The sequence below is a fragment of the Dyella sp. SG609 genome (assembly GCF_012275375.1).
Taxonomy (GTDB): Bacteria; Pseudomonadota; Gammaproteobacteria; order Xanthomonadales; family Rhodanobacteraceae; genus Dyella_D; species Dyella_D marensis.
In genome coordinates this window covers 1-15,483 of the sequence record NZ_JAAZQJ010000016.1, presented here as the reverse complement: position 1 = coordinate 15,483, position 15,483 = coordinate 1, and the positions used below count along the sequence as shown (strand labels likewise).

Annotated in this window: 15 protein-coding genes and 1 other RNA gene; 7 read left to right on the top strand and 9 right to left on the bottom strand. The window is 65.2% G+C overall.

What is annotated here, in order from left to right:
* Window positions 1–68: 68 nt before the first annotated feature.
* From dnaJ to hrcA, 4 genes are all read right to left on the bottom strand, one after another.
* Window positions 69–1,196, bottom strand: a complete 1,128-nt coding sequence (gene dnaJ, locus FHW85_RS20790; RefSeq protein ID WP_167257696.1) for a molecular chaperone DnaJ — start codon at window positions 1,194–1,196, stop codon at window positions 69–71.
* Between the two features lie 128 nt (window positions 1,197–1,324).
* Window positions 1,325–3,289 carry a molecular chaperone DnaK gene (gene dnaK, locus FHW85_RS20785; protein ID WP_343203724.1) on the bottom strand — a complete coding sequence of 655 codons (1,965 nt, stop codon included), beginning with the start codon at window positions 3,287–3,289 and terminating at the stop codon, window positions 1,325–1,327.
* 105 nt (window positions 3,290–3,394) lie between these two features.
* Window positions 3,395–3,928 (bottom strand): nucleotide exchange factor GrpE, encoded by a 534-nt coding sequence (gene grpE / locus FHW85_RS20780; RefSeq protein ID WP_167257698.1) that lies wholly within the window; start codon window positions 3,926–3,928, stop codon window positions 3,395–3,397.
* Between the two features lie 82 nt (window positions 3,929–4,010).
* The gene (hrcA, locus tag FHW85_RS20775) at window positions 4,011–5,072 is read right to left on the bottom strand and encodes a heat-inducible transcriptional repressor HrcA (protein WP_167257699.1); all 1,062 of its coding nucleotides are present in this window, start codon (window positions 5,070–5,072) and stop codon (window positions 4,011–4,013) included.
* Between the two features lie 160 nt (window positions 5,073–5,232).
* On the opposite strand from hrcA, the gene recN reads away from it, so the two are divergent.
* Window positions 5,233–6,909: a DNA repair protein RecN gene (gene recN, locus FHW85_RS20770; RefSeq protein WP_168649533.1), complete on the top strand. Its 1,677-nt coding sequence runs from the start codon at window positions 5,233–5,235 to the stop codon at window positions 6,907–6,909.
* A gap of 178 nt (window positions 6,910–7,087) precedes the next feature.
* On the opposite strand, the gene FHW85_RS20765 is transcribed toward recN, so the two are convergent.
* Window positions 7,088–7,732 (bottom strand): response regulator transcription factor, encoded by a 645-nt coding sequence (locus tag FHW85_RS20765; RefSeq protein ID WP_026634366.1) that lies wholly within the window; start codon window positions 7,730–7,732, stop codon window positions 7,088–7,090.
* A gap of 209 nt (window positions 7,733–7,941) precedes the next feature.
* Between FHW85_RS20765 and FHW85_RS20760 the strand changes: the two genes are divergently transcribed.
* Entirely contained in the window at window positions 7,942–9,537 is a 1,596-nt protein-coding gene (locus tag FHW85_RS20760) for an MASE1 domain-containing protein (protein ID WP_167257701.1), read from the top strand.
* Between the two features lie 530 nt (window positions 9,538–10,067).
* On the opposite strand, the gene fur is transcribed toward FHW85_RS20760, so the two are convergent.
* A complete protein-coding gene (gene fur, locus FHW85_RS20755) occupies window positions 10,068–10,484 on the bottom strand; it encodes a ferric iron uptake transcriptional regulator (RefSeq protein WP_167257702.1) in 417 nt (138 codons plus the stop codon).
* A 78-nt stretch (window positions 10,485–10,562) separates the two neighbouring features.
* Here fur and bamE point away from each other — a divergent pair, with 78 nt between their 5' ends.
* Window positions 10,563–11,024 (top strand): outer membrane protein assembly factor BamE, encoded by a 462-nt coding sequence (gene bamE / locus FHW85_RS20750; protein WP_167257703.1) that lies wholly within the window; start codon window positions 10,563–10,565, stop codon window positions 11,022–11,024.
* A 4-nt stretch (window positions 11,025–11,028) separates the two neighbouring features.
* Here the strand turns inward: bamE and FHW85_RS20745 are convergent, their stop codons facing one another.
* Entirely contained in the window at window positions 11,029–11,310 is a 282-nt protein-coding gene (locus tag FHW85_RS20745; protein WP_168649532.1) for an RnfH family protein, read from the bottom strand.
* Complete coding sequence (locus FHW85_RS20740) at window positions 11,303–11,734, bottom strand: type II toxin-antitoxin system RatA family toxin (RefSeq protein ID WP_167257705.1); 432 nt, start codon at window positions 11,732–11,734, stop codon at window positions 11,303–11,305. The genes FHW85_RS20745 and FHW85_RS20740 overlap by 8 nt, the downstream gene beginning before the upstream one ends.
* An 80-nt stretch (window positions 11,735–11,814) precedes the next feature.
* On the opposite strand from FHW85_RS20740, the gene smpB reads away from it, so the two are divergent.
* Entirely contained in the window at window positions 11,815–12,303 is a 489-nt protein-coding gene (smpB, locus tag FHW85_RS20735) for an SsrA-binding protein SmpB (RefSeq protein ID WP_167257706.1), read from the top strand.
* 23 nt (window positions 12,304–12,326) lie between these two features.
* Here the strand turns inward: smpB and FHW85_RS20730 are convergent, their stop codons facing one another.
* Window positions 12,327–12,779 carry a GNAT family N-acetyltransferase gene (locus FHW85_RS20730; protein WP_168649531.1) on the bottom strand — a complete coding sequence of 151 codons (453 nt, stop codon included), beginning with the start codon at window positions 12,777–12,779 and terminating at the stop codon, window positions 12,327–12,329.
* Window positions 12,780–12,896: 117 nt separating this feature from the next.
* On the opposite strand from FHW85_RS20730, the gene ssrA reads away from it, so the two are divergent.
* The 3 genes from ssrA (at window position 12,897) to FHW85_RS20715 (ending at window position 15,411) form a co-directional block, all read left to right on the top strand.
* Window positions 12,897–13,248: a transfer-messenger RNA gene (gene ssrA, locus FHW85_RS20725) on the top strand.
* Between the two features lie 127 nt (window positions 13,249–13,375).
* A complete protein-coding gene (locus tag FHW85_RS20720; RefSeq protein WP_168649530.1) occupies window positions 13,376–13,945 on the top strand; it encodes a hypothetical protein in 570 nt (189 codons plus the stop codon).
* Window positions 13,946–14,220: 275 nt separating this feature from the next.
* Window positions 14,221–15,411 (top strand): hypothetical protein, encoded by a 1,191-nt coding sequence (locus FHW85_RS20715; RefSeq protein ID WP_168649529.1) that lies wholly within the window; start codon window positions 14,221–14,223, stop codon window positions 15,409–15,411.
* The last annotated feature ends 72 nt before the right edge of the window (window positions 15,412–15,483 follow it).

Here is a 15,483-nt window from a genome sequence, read left to right as displayed (position 1 = left end):
TGCGGACGGTGAAGCGGCGATGCTAGCGCCGGCACGCGCCGGCGCAACATCCCGACAAAGATCGGCTGTTACGACGTGACGCGCGACCAGAACTGCTTCACGCCATCCACCCAGGTCTTGGCGCGCGGCGTGTGCTGGTCGGCGTCGTCGTGGGTGAAGGTGGCTTCCAGCTGCTCCATCAGCTCGCGCTGCTGCCTGGTCAGGCGCACCGGGGTTTCCACCACCACGTGGCAGATCAGGTCGCCCGTGCGCCCGCTGCGCACCGACTTCACGCCGCGGCCGCGCAGGCGGAACTGCTGCCCCGTCTGGGTTTCCGGCGGCACCTGGATCGACACCTCGCCTTCCAGCGTCGGCACCAGCAGCTCGGCGCCGAGCGCGGCCTGGCCGAAACGGATCGGCAGCTCGCAGTAAAGATCGTTGCCCTGGCGCTGGAAGATGGCGTGGTCGCGCACGTGCACTTCCACGTACAGGTCGCCGGCCTCGGCGCCCGCGCCGCCGGCTTCGCCCTGGCCGGTGAGGCGGATGCGGTCGCCCGTGTCCACGCCGGCCGGAATGCGCACCGACAGCGTGCGGTTTTCTTCCAGGCGGCCTTCGCCGCGGCAGGGGCGGCAGGGTTTCTCGATGGTCTGGCCGGCGCCGCCGCAATGCGGGCAGGTCTGCTGGATCGAGAAGATGCCGTTCTGCATGCGCACGCGGCCGTGGCCGTTGCAGGTGCGGCACTGCGCGGTCTTGCCGTCTTCGGAGCCGGAGCCGTTGCAGTGGTGGCAGTTCACCTGGGTCGGCACCTGGATGTTCTTCTCGACGCCGAACACGGCTTCCTCGAGATCCAGTTCCATCAGGTAGCGCAGGTCGGCGCCGCGGCGCGTGCGTCCGCGCCCGCCGCCGCCCATGCCGAAAATGTCGCCGAAGATGTCGCCGAAGATATCGCCCATGTCGCCGAAGCCGCCGGCGCCGCGCCCGCCCATGCCGCCTTCGAACGCGGCGTGTCCGTGCTGGTCGTACAGCGAGCGCTTCTGCGGATCGGACAGCACCTCGTAGGCCTCCTTGGCCTCCTTGAACTTCTCCTGCGCATGCGGATCGTCCGGACAGCGGTCCGGGTGGTACTTCATCGCCAGGCGGCGGAAGGACTTCTTCAGTTCGACCTCGGTCACCGTCCGTTCGACGTCGAGGATTTCGTAATAGTCGCGCTTGCTCATGCTGGTTTCCGACTTGGATCGCTGCTTTCCATGAATCGGCGGCGATCCATGACTCTCCTCACGAAACAGCCCGCGCCTCGGTTTCCCCAGGCGCGGGCTGCGTCAGATCGGCCATGACGGCCGCTCCATCACTTCTTGTCGTCGCCCTTCACTTCGGTGAACTCGGCATCGACCACGTCGTCGGCCGCACCGGAAGCGCCGCCCTGCGGGCCGGCCTGCGGACCACCGGCACCGGCGCCCTGGGCCGCCGCGTTCAGCGCCTGCGCGGCCTGCTCCAGCTTCTCGATCTTCGCCTCGATCGCGGCCTTGTCGTCGCCGTCCTTCGCCTTCTCAAGCTCCGACAGCGCGCCTTCGATCGTGCTCAGCTGCTCGCCCGGCACCTTGCCGCCGTGCTCCTTCAGCGCGCTGCGGGTGGCGTGCACCAGCTGGTCGGCCTTGTTGCGGGTGCTGACCAGTTCCTGGAACTTGCGGTCTTCTTCCTTGTTGGCCTCGGCGTCCGCGACCATGCGGGCGATCTCCTCCTCGGACAGGCCCGAGCCGGCCTTGATCTCGATCTTCTGTTCCTTGCCGGTCTTCTTGTCCTTGGCCGACACGTGCAGGATGCCGTTGGCGTCGATGTCAAAAGTCACTTCGATCTGCGGCATGCCGCGCGGCGCGGCATCGATGCCGGTGAGGTCGAACTTGCCCAGCGACTTGTTCGCGCTGGCGCGCTCGCGCTCACCCTGCAGCACGTGCACGGTCACCGCGGTCTGGTTGTCGTCGGCGGTGGAGAACACCTGCGAGGCCTTGGTCGGCACCGTGGTGTTCTTCTCGATCAGCTTGGTCATCACGCCGCCCATGGTCTCGATGCCCAGCGACAGCGGGGTCACGTCCAGCAGCAGCACGTCCTTGACCGAACCGCCCAGCACGCCGCCCTGGATCGCGGCGCCCACGGCCACGGCCTCATCGGGGTTGACGTCCTTGCGCGGCTCCTTGCCGAAGAAGTCCTTCACCGACTCCTGCACCTTGGGCATGCGGGTCTGGCCGCCGACCAGGATCACCTCGTCGATGTCCGAGACGCGCAGGCCCGCATCGTTCAGCGCGGTGCGGCAGGGTTCGATGGTGCGCTTGACCAGGTCTTCCACCAGCGCTTCGAGCTTGGCGCGGGTCAGCTTGATGTTGAGGTGCTTCGGGCCCGAGGCGTCGGCCGTGACGTACGGCAGGTTCACTTCGGTCTGGTGGCTGGAGGACAGCTCGATCTTGGCGCGCTCGGCGGCGTCCTTCAGGCGCTGCAGGGCCAGCGGGTCCTTGCGCAGGTCCATGCCCTGGTCCTTCTTGAACTCTTCCACCAGGTAGTCGATGACGCGCAGGTCGAAGTCTTCGCCGCCCAGGAAGGTGTCGCCGTTGGTGGCCAGCACCTCGAACTGCTTCTCGCCGTCGACGTCGGCGATCTCGATGATCGACACGTCGAAGGTGCCGCCGCCCAGGTCGTACACCGCGATCTTGCGGTCGCCGCCCTTCTTGTCCAGGCCGTAGGCCAGGGCCGCCGCGGTCGGCTCGTTGATGATGCGCTTCACTTCCAGGCCGGCGATCTTGCCGGCGTCCTTGGTGGCCTGGCGCTGGCTGTCGTTGAAGTAGGCCGGCACGGTGATCACCGCTTCGGTGACCGGCTCGCCGAGATAGTCCTCGGCGGTCTTCTTCATCTTCATCAGCACCTTCGCCGAGATCTCCTGCGGCGCCATCTTCTTGCCGTCGGCGGTGCTGACCCAGGCGTCGCCGTTGTCGTGCGCGACGATGCCGTACGGCACGATGTGCAGGTCTTTCTGCACCTCGGCGTCGGTGAACTTGCGGCCGATCAGGCGCTTCACCGCGTAGAAGGTGTTCTTCGGGTTGGTCACGCTCTGGCGCTTGGCGGGCGCGCCCACCAGCACTTCGCCGTCCTTGGTGAAAGCGACGATCGAAGGCGTGGTGCGATCGCCTTCCGAGTTCTCGATGACCTTGGCCGTACTGCCGTCCATGATGGCGACGCAGGAGTTGGTCGTACCCAGGTCGATGCCGATGATCTTGCCCATGTCTGTATGCTCCGAATCTCGATGCGGCCCCGCGGCCGCGATGTCTGGTCAAATGGGGCCCGGCTCAGGCGATTCAACGCGCCGGCGGACCCTTCTCTGGTGTTTTGAAGCTGTCGGCGTGGCCGCGTTCAGGCGGCCAAACCCAGGTCAGTCCTTGGCGACCGCGACCAGCGCGGGACGCAGCAGGCGGTCGTTCAGCACGTAGCCCTTCTGCAGCACGCTGACCACCGTGTTCGGCGCCTTGCCCGGCGCTTCCACCATGCTCACCGCGTGATGGCGCTCCGGGTCCAGCGGCTGGCCGACCGGGTCGACCTGCACGAGGCCGTTGTTCTCGGCGATCTTCAGCAGCGACTTGAGCGTGAGCGCGATGCCCTCGCGCACGCTGGCCACGTCGCCGCCTTCCACCGTCAGGCCCATTTCCAGGCCGTCGTACACCGGCAGCAGCTCGTTGAGCAGCTTTTCGTTGGCGAAGCGGCGGGCCTGCTCCACGTCGCGGTGCAGGCGGCGGCGCTGGTTCTCGATCTCGGCCTTCTCGCGCAGCACGGTGTCGCGCAGCTCCGTGTTGGCGGCTTCGAGTTCGGCGACCCGGGCCTTCAAGGCCTCGAGTTCGGCGTGGGCCTGCGCGTCCGGCGCGTTGGCCTCGGGCGCCCCGCTGGGCACCTGCTGGTCGTTGTTCTGCATGAAAGACTCCAAAACCCAAACATGGCCGGCACGGCGTGCCGACCTCCCTACATTGCGCGGGTAACCCCGCCTCCCGTGGCGGTTATAAGGCCGTGGCGGCGCGATTCAAGGCGTCGCTCAGCACGCCGGCCGTGGCCTGCACGACCGGGATCACCCGCTCGTAGGCCATGCGGGTGGGGCCGATCACCCCGACCGCCCCCAGCACGCGCCCCTGGGTGCCGTAGGTGGCGGTGACCACGCTGCAGCCGTCCAGTGCCGCGAAGCCCGATTCCTCGCCGATGAACAGCCGCACGCCCGGCGCCCGGGCGCACACTTCCATCAGCTGCAGCAGCTCGTTTTTCTTCTGGAACGCCTCGAACAGCTCGCGCAGGCGCTCCAGGTTGGCCAGTTCGGCGTAGCCCATGAGGTTGGTCTGGCCGCTGACCAGCACGTCGTCGCTCTCGCTCTGCGGCGCGAACGAGGCGGCGGCGAGCTCCACCGTGCTGGACATCATCCGGTTCAGTTCGCTGCTGGCCTCGCGCAGCTCGCGCAGCAGGTGGGCGCGGATGTCGTCCAGGCGCAGCCCGGCGAAATGCGCATTGAGGTAATTGGCGGCCTGTTCCAGCTCGCCCGGGTCCAATGGCTTGGCCAGCTGGATCACGCGGTTCTGCACCTGGTTGTCCGAGAACACCAGGATCACCAGCACGCGCGCCTCGGGCAGGGCCACGAAGTCGATATGGCGCAGCGGGAAATCCACCTGCCGCGGCACCGTGACCACGCCGGCGAAATGGGTCATGGCCGAGAGCAGGCTGGACACGTTGCCCAGCAGGTCGCGCGTGGTGGTGGGGCCGGCCGGCAGCTCGCGCTGCAGGCGGGCCATCTCCTCGTGCGGCAGCGGCTGCAGCTCGATCAGGCTGTCCACGAACAGGCGCAGGCCGCGCGGCGTCGGCACGCGGCCGGCCGAGGTGTGCGGCGAGGCGACCAGGCCGGCGTCTTCGAGGTCGGCCATGATGTTGCGGATGGTGGCGGGGCTGACGTCCAGCCCGGAGGAGCGCGACAGGGTGCGCGATCCCACCGGCTCGCCGTCGGCCAGGTACTGCGCGATCAGCGTGCGCAGCAGCCGCCGGGCGCGGATATCCAGGTCGTGGGCGAGAGGTCGTGACATGCGCGCTGTGGCAATCCGTGAGACGGCTAAGAAATAAGGTTTGGTCCGCTAGTTTGCAAGAAAACCGGACAGGCGGGGGCTGGTACCGGGGGCGTTCAGGCCCGCTCCTCCCCGCCGGGGTCTGCCTTTACAATCCTCCGACTCACCGACGCGATACCCCATGCTTACCTCGCTCTACGTCCGCCATTTCGCAGTAGTAGAAGAAGCCGAGATCGCCTTCGGCCCAGGCCTTACCGTGGTCAGCGGCGAGACCGGCGCCGGCAAGTCCCTGCAGGTCGACGCCCTGCTGCTGCTGGCCGGCGGCCGCGCCGACAGCGGCATGGTCCGCGCCGGCAGCGACCGCGCGGAACTGGCCGCCGAATTCGACCTGGCCGCCCTGCCCGAGGCGCGCGAATGGCTGCGCAGCGAGGAACTGGACGAAGAGGACGGCAGCTGCCGCCTGCGCCGGGTGATCCGCGCCGAGGGCAGCTCGCGCGCCTGGATCAACGGCCGTCCGGCCAGCGCCAGCCAGCTCGGCGAGCTGGCCACCCTGCTGGTGGAAATCCACGGCCAGCACGAGCACCAGGCCCTGCTCTCCCGCGCCCACCAGATGGCACTGCTGGACGCCTACGCCGGCCACGACGAACTGCTGGCCCAGGCCCGCGACAGCGCCGTGCAGTGGCGCGAGGCCGGCGCGCGCATCCGCAAGCTCAGCGGCGGCGAAGACCGCGAGCAGCGCCTGGAACTGCTGCGCCACGAGGCGGCGGAACTGGAGCAATGGGTGCTGGCCCCGGCCGAACTGGCGGAGCTGGAAGCCAGCCACAAGCGCCTGGCCAATGCCGGCCGGCTGGCCGAAGGCGCCTCCGGCGTGGCCGAGCTGATCGACGGCGACAGCGAGCTGGCGCTCAGCCGCGCCCTGGCCCGCGCCCACGCCGACCTGGACAAGCTGGCCGCCCTGGACGACCGCCTCGCCCCGCTGCTGCAGCTACTGGACGACGCCGCCATCCAGCTGGGCGAAGCCGCCGACGGCCTCAATCGCTACGCCCAGGACGTGGACCTGGACCCGGAGCGCTACACCGAGGTCGACACCCACCTCACCCGCCTGCACGAGCTCTCGCGCAAGCACCGCACGCCGGTGTCCGACCTGCACGAGAAAACCGCCGCCCTGCGCGCGGAACTCACCGAACTGGAAGGCGCCGGCGAAGCGCTGGAACAGCTGGCCGCCCAGCGCGACCAGCTGCGCCGCGATTACGACGCCGCGGCGACGAAGCTCAGCAAAGCCCGCACGGCGGCGGCCGCCAAACTGGGCAAGGAAGTCGGCGCGCTGATGTCGGAACTGGGCATGGCCGGCGGCCAGCTGGTGATCGAGCTGGAACCGGCCGGCAGCGACGAACCGGACCCGCAGGGCCGCGAACGCTGCGAGCTGCTGGTCAGCGCCAACCCCGGCCAGCCGCCGCGCCCGCTGCGCAAGGTGGCCTCCGGCGGCGAACTGGCACGCATCAGCCTGGCCATCGAAGTGGCCACGCTGGGCAAGGACACGGTCGGCACCATGGTGTTCGACGAAGTGGACACCGGCATCGGCGGCGCCGTGGCCGAAGTGGTCGGCCAGAAGCTGCGCGCCCTGGGCGGCCAGCGGCAGGTGCTGTGCGTCACCCATCTGCCGCAGGTGGCGGCGCAGGGGCATGCGCATCTGCGGGTGAGCAAGCACAGCGACGGCAGTTCGACGCAGACGCGGATCGAGAAGCTGGATGCGAACGGACGTCGCGACGAGCTGGCGCGGATGCTGGGCGGGGTGGAGATCACCAAGGAGACGCGGGCGCACGCGAAGCAGATGCTGGATAGGGCGCAGACGGCCTGAGCTTTTGCTCGTCATTCCTGCGCAGGCAGGAATCCAGTGACGTCAGCGTCGGATTATCGCGAAAAGCACAAAGGCCATGCCTTTGAACGCCCACGCATTTATCAGGCGCCCCGCTACTGGATTCCGGCCTACGCCGGAATGACGGGAGAGGTTGTGGCTAGCTTGAAAGGCTGAAGCCTCAGCCCTTCCCCTCGCGCCGCGGCAACAACCCCCGCTCGCTCGCCATCCGGTAAAGATCCAGTTCCGACCCCGCCCCCAGCTTCCCCATCAGGCTGGCGCGGTGGATGTAGACGGTCTTCTGTCCGATCCCCAACTCACCTGCCACCTGCTTCGGCGCACGCCCTTCCGCCAGCAGCAGAAACACCTCGCGCTCGCGGCTGGTGAGGCGGTTGATCGGATCCAGCGCCTCGCTCGGCCGTTCGGCGCGGCGCTGGCGCAAATCGGAGCTCAGGAAACACTCGCCCTGCATCACCGCGCGCAGGCCGGCCACCAGCTCTTCCGGCGCCACGCCCTTGGTGACGTAGCCGCTGGCGCCGCGGCGCAGCGCTTCGGAAACATACGGTTCGCCGTCGTGCATGCTCAGCACCACGATGCGGGTCTGGTCGGCCACGCTGCGCAGGTGCTCGATCAGCGGCAGGCCGCTGCCGTCGGGCAGGGAGAGGTCCAGGGCGACCAGGTCGGGGCGGCGCTGGCTCACGGCTTCCACCGCGTCGTCGGCGCTGCGGCACTCGGCCACCACCTCGAGGTCCGGCTCCAATTCGATCAGCCGCTTGAAGCCTTCGCGGACTATGGCGTGGTCATCGACCAGGACAATGCTGTACATGGGTCCGCACTGTATAGCAGCCCCCGGTCCTTTGCCCACGGGCCACCTCAGTCCCCAACTTCGAACCCTTCTCCCTCCGGCGACCCGAAGGTAGTCCCCGTGGGAGAGAAGGTGGCGGCAGCCGGATGAGGGTCCGGGCGAAGCGACACCCATCACTCTTGCCCCCCAAGCCCCTCGCTCCGCCGTTGGCCGCATGTACCATCGCCGCCATGCTTTCGAGACCCCTGTTCCTGCCCTGGGCCGGCATCTTCGCCTGCGTCGGCTATTTCCTGCTGTGGCTGCTGCTGTGGCCGACCGAGCAGCCCTACTGGATGCTGCCCTACGGCCTGCGCTTCGGCGCCCTGCTGCTGTCGCCCACGCGGATGTGGCCGTGGCTGCTGTTCGCCGAATTCGGCGCCACCACCCTGCTGGCGCTGACCCAGGGCATGCCGCTGGGCTGGCAGGGGCTGATCCTGGGCGAGCTGCCGGAACCGGTCGTGGTGACGCTGTGCCTGTGGCTGATGCGCCGCGCGCAGCTGCACGTGAGCATGCGCGATCCGGAAGACGTCTCGCGCCTGCTGCTGTCGGCGGCGTTCACCGTGGCGGCGACCACGGTGGTGGATGCGGCGATCCTCACCGCCGTGCACGCCGTGCCTTCCTCGCAGCTGCTGATGCGCGCGCTGGGCCAGGACCTGCTGGGCAATTACGTCGGCACCCTGCTGGTGGTGCCGCTGCTGATCATGCTGTTCCGCGCGCATCTGGAGCATCGCGCGCTGGCCAACCTCACCATGGACGGCCTGCTGGTGATGCTGCCGGCGCTGGCGATTTTGCTGCTGCTTTCTTCGCACCCCGCGCCGCAACCGCAGTTCGCGCGCATTCTGTCGCTGGCGCCGGTGCTGTTCTTCGCGTTCCGCCACGGCTGGCGCGGCGCCAGCCTGGCCATGCTCATTTCCAGCCTGGGCATGACGGTGGTCGACCATTTCGCCGGCCGCCCCGCGCCGGAAGCCCCCGCGCAGCTGTTCCTCGCCGTCGCCGGCACCGGCGCGCTGATGCTGGGCGCGGCCACCGACGCGCTACGCCGCAGCAGCGAGCGCGTGGCCGAGCAGAACGTGTACCTGGCCGCGGTGAATCGCCGCCTGGACCAGCTCGCCCGCCAGCTGCGCGACGCCGCGCGCGGCAACCTGCAGGCCGAGGAAAACCAGCGCCGCCACATGGCCGCCGAACTGCACGACGAACTCGGCCAGAACCTCACCGCGATCTCCACCCACCTGAAGCTGGCGCAGGCGCGCCTGGCGCAGGCGGGCATGGACGATATCGGCCTGTCGATCAATGGCATCCTGGGCCATATGCGCCGCGCGCTGCATCGCCTGCTGGACGACCTGCGCCCCGCCGTGCTCGACGAATTCGGCCTGCTGCGCGCGCTGGACGAAGGCCCCATCCGCGATCTGCTCGCCACCGCCGGCGTCATCTACCGCACCGACCTGCACGGCGACCCGCGCCTGCTGGACGAAGACACGCGCACCGCCATCTACCGTCTGGTGCAGGAGAGCGCGACGAATGCGGTGAAGCATGCGCAGGCGTCCACTTTCCAGCTGCGTTTGCGCATCGGCGAGCGCCAGGGCGGCGCGCTGGCGCTGTTGGATATCCGCGACGACGGCGTGGGCCTGCCCACCCGCATGCCGCGCGGCGGCCGCGGCCTGCAGGGCATGCGCGACCGCGTGACCTCGCTGGGCGGCGTGTTCCGCCTGCGCCCGGAATCGCAGGGCGTGCACCTGCGCATACTGCTGCGCAGCAGCAATGCGAACGGCTTCACACAGCGTTTGTAAACCGTTCCAGAAAGTTCCCACTTCTAGGAAATTTTCCAATACCGGGCTCGTGAACAGCTCGTTAGCATCCTTCCCATCGATGTGGGGGAGCCACCATCGCAAGATGGTGAGCCATGCCAACCGTGGGGACGGTGGGCATGAAGAACGGCAGGAAGCCGTTCCTCCGCTACCGGAGGGCATAGCCTGACAAACTGGCGAGCAATTCGCCCCGTCAGGAAGCCGATCGGTAGCGGATCAGCCGCCGGGTGGACAGGAGTCCTCCCGCGGCTTTTTTTATGGGCGTGTGTTTTTCCGCCGCCCCCCTCCAGGAATGAGTCCCTTCTCCCCTCCGGGGAGAAGGTGGCGGCAGCCGGATGAGGGGCCGCTCTAGCGCCAGTCTTTCTACGAAGCGAAGAAAAGCCCTGAGGCTTTCTTCGGCCCTCAGCACCCCGCTCCGCCCGCCCCCTCACCCCAGCCCTCTCCCCAGCGGGGAGAGGGGGCAAAAAAAAGCCGGTGGCTGGGCCACCGGCTTTTTTTCATCCCAATGAAACTCAACGCCCGCGCGGCTTCGGCCTCACATACAGCACCAGGCTGTGATCCTCGATCACATACCCATGCCGCGCCGCGATTTCATGCTGGAGGCGTTCGATCTCCTCGCTGACGAACTCGATCACTTTTCCGCTGTCCACGTCGATCATGTGATCGTGATGCTTGCCGCGATCCAGTTCGTAGACGGCCTGGCCGCCTTCGAAATTGTGCTTCACCACGATGCCGGCGGCCTCGAACTGGGTCAGCACCCGGTACACGGTGGCCAGGCCGATGTCTTCCTGGTGGGCGAGCAGCTTCTTGTAGATGTCCTCGGCGGTGAGGTGGTGAGCCTCCTCCTCCTCAAGAATCTGCAGGATGCGCATGCGGGGGTGGGTCACTTTCAGCCCGGCTTTGCGCAGTTCCTTGGTTTCCTGTTCCATCGCTCGACCTCCAGGCACACGGTGCCATCAACTCGATAGTGTATCATCCGCCACCTTCACGATCCGGACGCAACACGCATGCACAAGCTGATCCGCACGCTGGGTTTCGCCTTGCTGGGCCTGTCCCTGGCCAGCTGCCGACTCGTCTATACCCCCGACGTGCAGCAGGGCAACCTGCTCGACAAGAAGAACGTGGATCAGCTCAAGCCCGGCATGACCAAGCGCCAGGTGCTGGTGCTGATGGGTTCGCCCTCGGTGGCCACCCCGTTCGACCAGAACCGTTGGGACTACGTGTCCACCCAGCAGCACCGCGGCGGCCCGATCAAGGTGCGCACGCTGAGCCTGAGCTTCAATAACGACAGCCTGGTGCGTACCGAAGGCGATTTCTTCGCCGAGGACGCCAAGAAGCTGGTCGAGGAGCAGAAGAAGTTCCGCGCCGGCTACCCGGTGGACGAGACCTCGGGCGACAAGACCAAGACGCCGGAAGAGCAGAAGAAGGACGGCAACACCTTCCCGACCGGCAACAACGGCGGCAACTAAGCCGTCAGGTGTTCTGGGCGCGCCGCCGACGCGCCTCTTTCGGATCGAGGCTGAGCGGCCGGTAGATTTCCACCCGGTCGCCGTCTTCCAGCACCTGGTCCGGCGCTGCCTTGCGGGAAAACACACCCAGCCGCGCCGGGTCGATCTGCAGCCCCGGTACCTGCGCCATCAAGCCGGACGCCTCGATCGCCTGCATCACCGTGGCGCCGGCCGGCAGTTCCACCGGCAACACCCACTGGCGGCCCGCTTCGGCATAGGCCACTTCCACCACGATGCGCTCAGCCATAGGCGCGCTCCGCCTCGCGGACGAAATCCTCCACCATGCGGCTGGCCAGCGCCTGGAAACCCATCTTCAGCGCGGCGCCGGCCAATCCGCCGGCATAGTCGAAATCGAGGGCGAAGTTGATCTTGCAGCCGGCGTCGCCCAGGGCCAGAAAGTCCCACACGCCGTCCAGGCTGCGGAATGGCCCTTCCACCAGGCTCATGTGCAGCCGGTGCGGACGCTCGGTGGTATTGCGGGTGGTGAAACTCTGGCGCAGGCCGGCGAACTTGAGATCCAGCCGCGCCACCAGCATGTTCTCCCCGCGCTCCAGCACGTCGGCCCCGGCACACCAGGGGAAACGCTTTGGGTATGCTTCGACATCGTTGACCAGGTCGAACATCTGCGCCGGGGAATACTTCACCAGCGCGCTGCGGCGGATCTCGATCACATCAGCCTCTTCTTCGAATCACTCGGTGCGGCCCCCGGCCGCATCGCCAGCGGGGTCGTCGGCCCCGAAGTTTAGCGGACATGGCCAAGGCTAAGGACAAAGACAACAAAGGCAGCGGCACCATCGCGCTCAACAAGCGCGCCCGCCACGAGTACCACATCGACCAGCGCTACGAGGCGGGCATCGCCCTGCAGGGCTGGGAGCTGAAGGCGCTGCGCGCCGGCCGCATCAATTTCGGCGACAGCTACGCCATCGTGCTGAGGGGCGAGATCTTCCTGGTAGGCACCTCGATCCCGCCGCTGATCAGCGCCTCCACCCACGTGGTGGCCGAGGACCGCCGCACACGCAAGCTGCTGCTGCACCGCGAGGAGATCGACCAGCTCGTCGGCGCGGTGGAACGCAAGGGCTACACCCTGGTGCCCATGGCCATGTACTGGAAGGGCAACAAGGTGAAGGTCGAAGTGGGCGTGGCCCGCGGCAAGCAGGCGCACGACAAGCGCGAGACCGAGAAGGAACGCGACTGGCAGCGCGAAAAGCAGCGCACCATGCGCGCCCACAACCGCGCCTGAGGCCTGGCCTTAAAGCTGCGACCTCAGGCGAGGCCCAGCTTCATCGCATCGTTCGAAGATTTGAAGCCGTGGCGCTCGTACAGCGCCCTGGCCCGCGCATTGGCATGCAAAGTGAGCGCATCCACGCCCTGCTCCCGCGCCGCCGAGCCCACCGCCGCCAGCAGCGCCGTACCGATGCCGCCCTGCCGCTGCGCCGGCTTCACGTAGACATTGAGCAGGTACCAGCCCTGCCCCGTCGGATAATTCGCCGAAGGCATGTGCGGATAAGGATTGACCGCCGCACTGCCCACCACCCGCCCCTCGTGCTCCGCCAGCCAGGCATGCAGCCGGCCGGCTTGCAGCGCGGTTTCGATCCAGTCGCGCAGATGGTCGGAGAAGCCATCCGGTAGCCGCTGCCCCATTTCCTCGAGAAAGGCGCAGCGCAGTTCCGTCAGCGCGCCCGCATCGCTCTGTACCGCCAGCCGAACCCTGGTCATGCGCTTTCCCCTGTCGTCTGCGTGGGCCAACGATAGCGGCACAGTGCGGTGCATCCGCAAGCTTGAAGTGAGCCCGTGCGGCTCCATATACTGTCGCGTTCCAGCAATCTTTTCCCCGGGGGTGTCCTGGCTTCGACGGGGGTAGTGAGATAGCTTGGTGCATGCCGAGGGGGCGACTTTCCTCGTAAATCCAGTTGCAAACTTATAGTTGCCAACGACGACAACTACGCTCTGGCCGCTTAAGGCCTAGCCCCGAACCCACTTGTGCTCGTGCTCGTGGATGTAGGGTCACTATCACGAGATCGCCCAAAGCTGCCGCCTGTCGGTAAGGGTTAAATCAAGCAGGCTGGTCCTTCGATGCGCTTCGCACACTGTGCTGTCGCGGGATGAGATCTAACGGTGAGCTAAGCATGTAGTACCGGGCGTCAAACGCCTTCGGACGCGGGTTCGACTCCCGCCACCTCCACCAATGAAGCAGGAAAAAGCCCGGCGAGAGATCGTCGGGCTTTTTTGTTTCCGAAGACCTAGCTCTCTCAAAGCCCCTTCTTGGCACTCTTGCAACGGTCTTGCGGCTCCCGCAATCTCCGGCCCGTTGCATGGACCGATTCAATCCGCCGTTAGGACGGATGCAGGGAAAAGCAGACAGGGGGAATATCGTGAGTGATTCGAAGGCTATTGCCGTCCGCTTAATCGAGCGGTCGAAAAAATATCTGGAAGCTCCTGATCAGGGCCACTGGCTCTACGAGAAATGGATTGAAGACGAGGAGGAGTTGGTCGCCGGAGTATCTGCGGATATTAGAATCGAAGCACTCGAACTGATTCACGCCGACGACCACTTGCTCGCTAGTAGCGCCATCCAGGCACTAGCTTGTGTAGGCACGAAACACGACGTAACTGAGTTGGCTCCGTTAGCCTCATCCAGTGACGAAGAGCTATCAACAGAAGCTCGCGCCGCCATCGGGCACATATTGCAGCGATCGAAATCTATAGAAGAGCTGCTCGATGAAGTCGACAGCAAAGCGTCTTTTCTTTTGTTCGTAGAAGCCCTAGCTAAAGAACGACTCCTCGCAGAAAAGTTAGAGCGAGCAGACAACCGTCTCAGGCTCGAAGGAGAACTCGGCTGGCAATATTTCCTCCTTCCTCTTTGCGACCATGTCTGGACTTGATGTCGAGGCCGAAGAGGCGCCATCTTGGAAGATGATCGCAACTTTACTTTACTGCGGGAAGGTTATTGAGTAACCCCGAAAGGATCGGTACCTCCGGATAACAGCAGGAGCCCACTTTCCACCAGCTCAAAACAGAACTTAAGCCCTTTATTGCCTTACTTAAGAAGATGCCTCCTTTTAAGTGATACCCTAGCTAGTGCCGCACTTAATCTTCAGGGATCCTGCGGCGCATAATTCAAGTCGAATCCGCCGCCTCAATACAAGGAACGATTACCGTGGCCTCTAAAGGACGAAATTCGAAATACGGCGCAAAAATCCCTATGGCTGGCAAACAATCCAGATCCGTGGATCCATGGCAAGGGCTAGAAGCAACTGTCCGAGCGCTTGCCGAGCTGAAGTTCGGCGGGGCAGCGAGGGCGGAAGACATTGCAGGCGTTCGATGCGACTGTGTGATTCGACTCCCAGCTGGCGAAGCAGTAATCGTCGAAATTAGCAAAGAACACACCATCACAAAACTGCGAACGGACATCGCAAAATTCAATTCTGTGCGACCTTACTTCATCGGGAAGGGGATCTTTCCGCGATGCATCTTCGTGACCCTCAGCGAACCGACACCCGCACTGATCGAAACTGGCCAAGCCAACTTCGTCCAGGTTTACTCCGTCTCTCAATTCTTCAACTCTCTCTTAGGACTCGGGAACTACACCACACTTCGCTCGAAGGCGGCATTTGGATCAGCGATTGACCTTTACTCCGGAAAGCCTGATGAAAGTTCGTACGTCCCCGTCACCTACTACACAAATACTGGCGAGATGTTCGACACGCGAAAAATCGCCACGAAGCTGATCGAGGGGAAATCGATCGTTCTCATTGGCGAATACGGTGTCGGTAAAAGCCGTTGCGTCAAAGAAGTCTATACCGAACTTTCGGGCAGCTCCCTCAAGCATTACAAGAATCCCATCGCGATCAATCTTCGCGAAAATTGGGGACTAAAGCGTGCCTCTGAAATGCTTACAAGACATTTCACAGAGCTCGGCCTGGGTGAACGGGTGAGCGACATTCTGAAAGTCGGTTTTTCGGGAGCAACCGTATACCTACTTGACGGCTTTGACGAAATCGGCGCGCAGACTTGGAGCGATGATCCAACGAAGCTCCTTGAAATCCGCAAGCAATCGCTCATAGGCGTGAAGGACCTCGTCCAAAAGGCGTCAGGAGGCATCCTTATTACGGGCCGGGAGCACTACTTCAACGACGATGCAGAGCTCATTACTTGCTTAGGCCTTGCATCCAAGGACGTGATCTTTCTCCGTTGCAATCAAGAACTGAGTGAGGAGCAATTTTCAGAACTCGTGGGGTGGCAACAAGAAACCCTTCCAGCATGGCTGCCTCGCAAGCCGCTCATTGGCACAGTCATGCGAAAAATTGAGCAAGCTGCCATGAAGTCTGGTACGCCCCCGATTCCGTAGACACCTGATAGTGTCTATTGAGGATCGGAGGATCTATGACCAGCAAACGTTTCACCGACGAGTTCAAGGCTG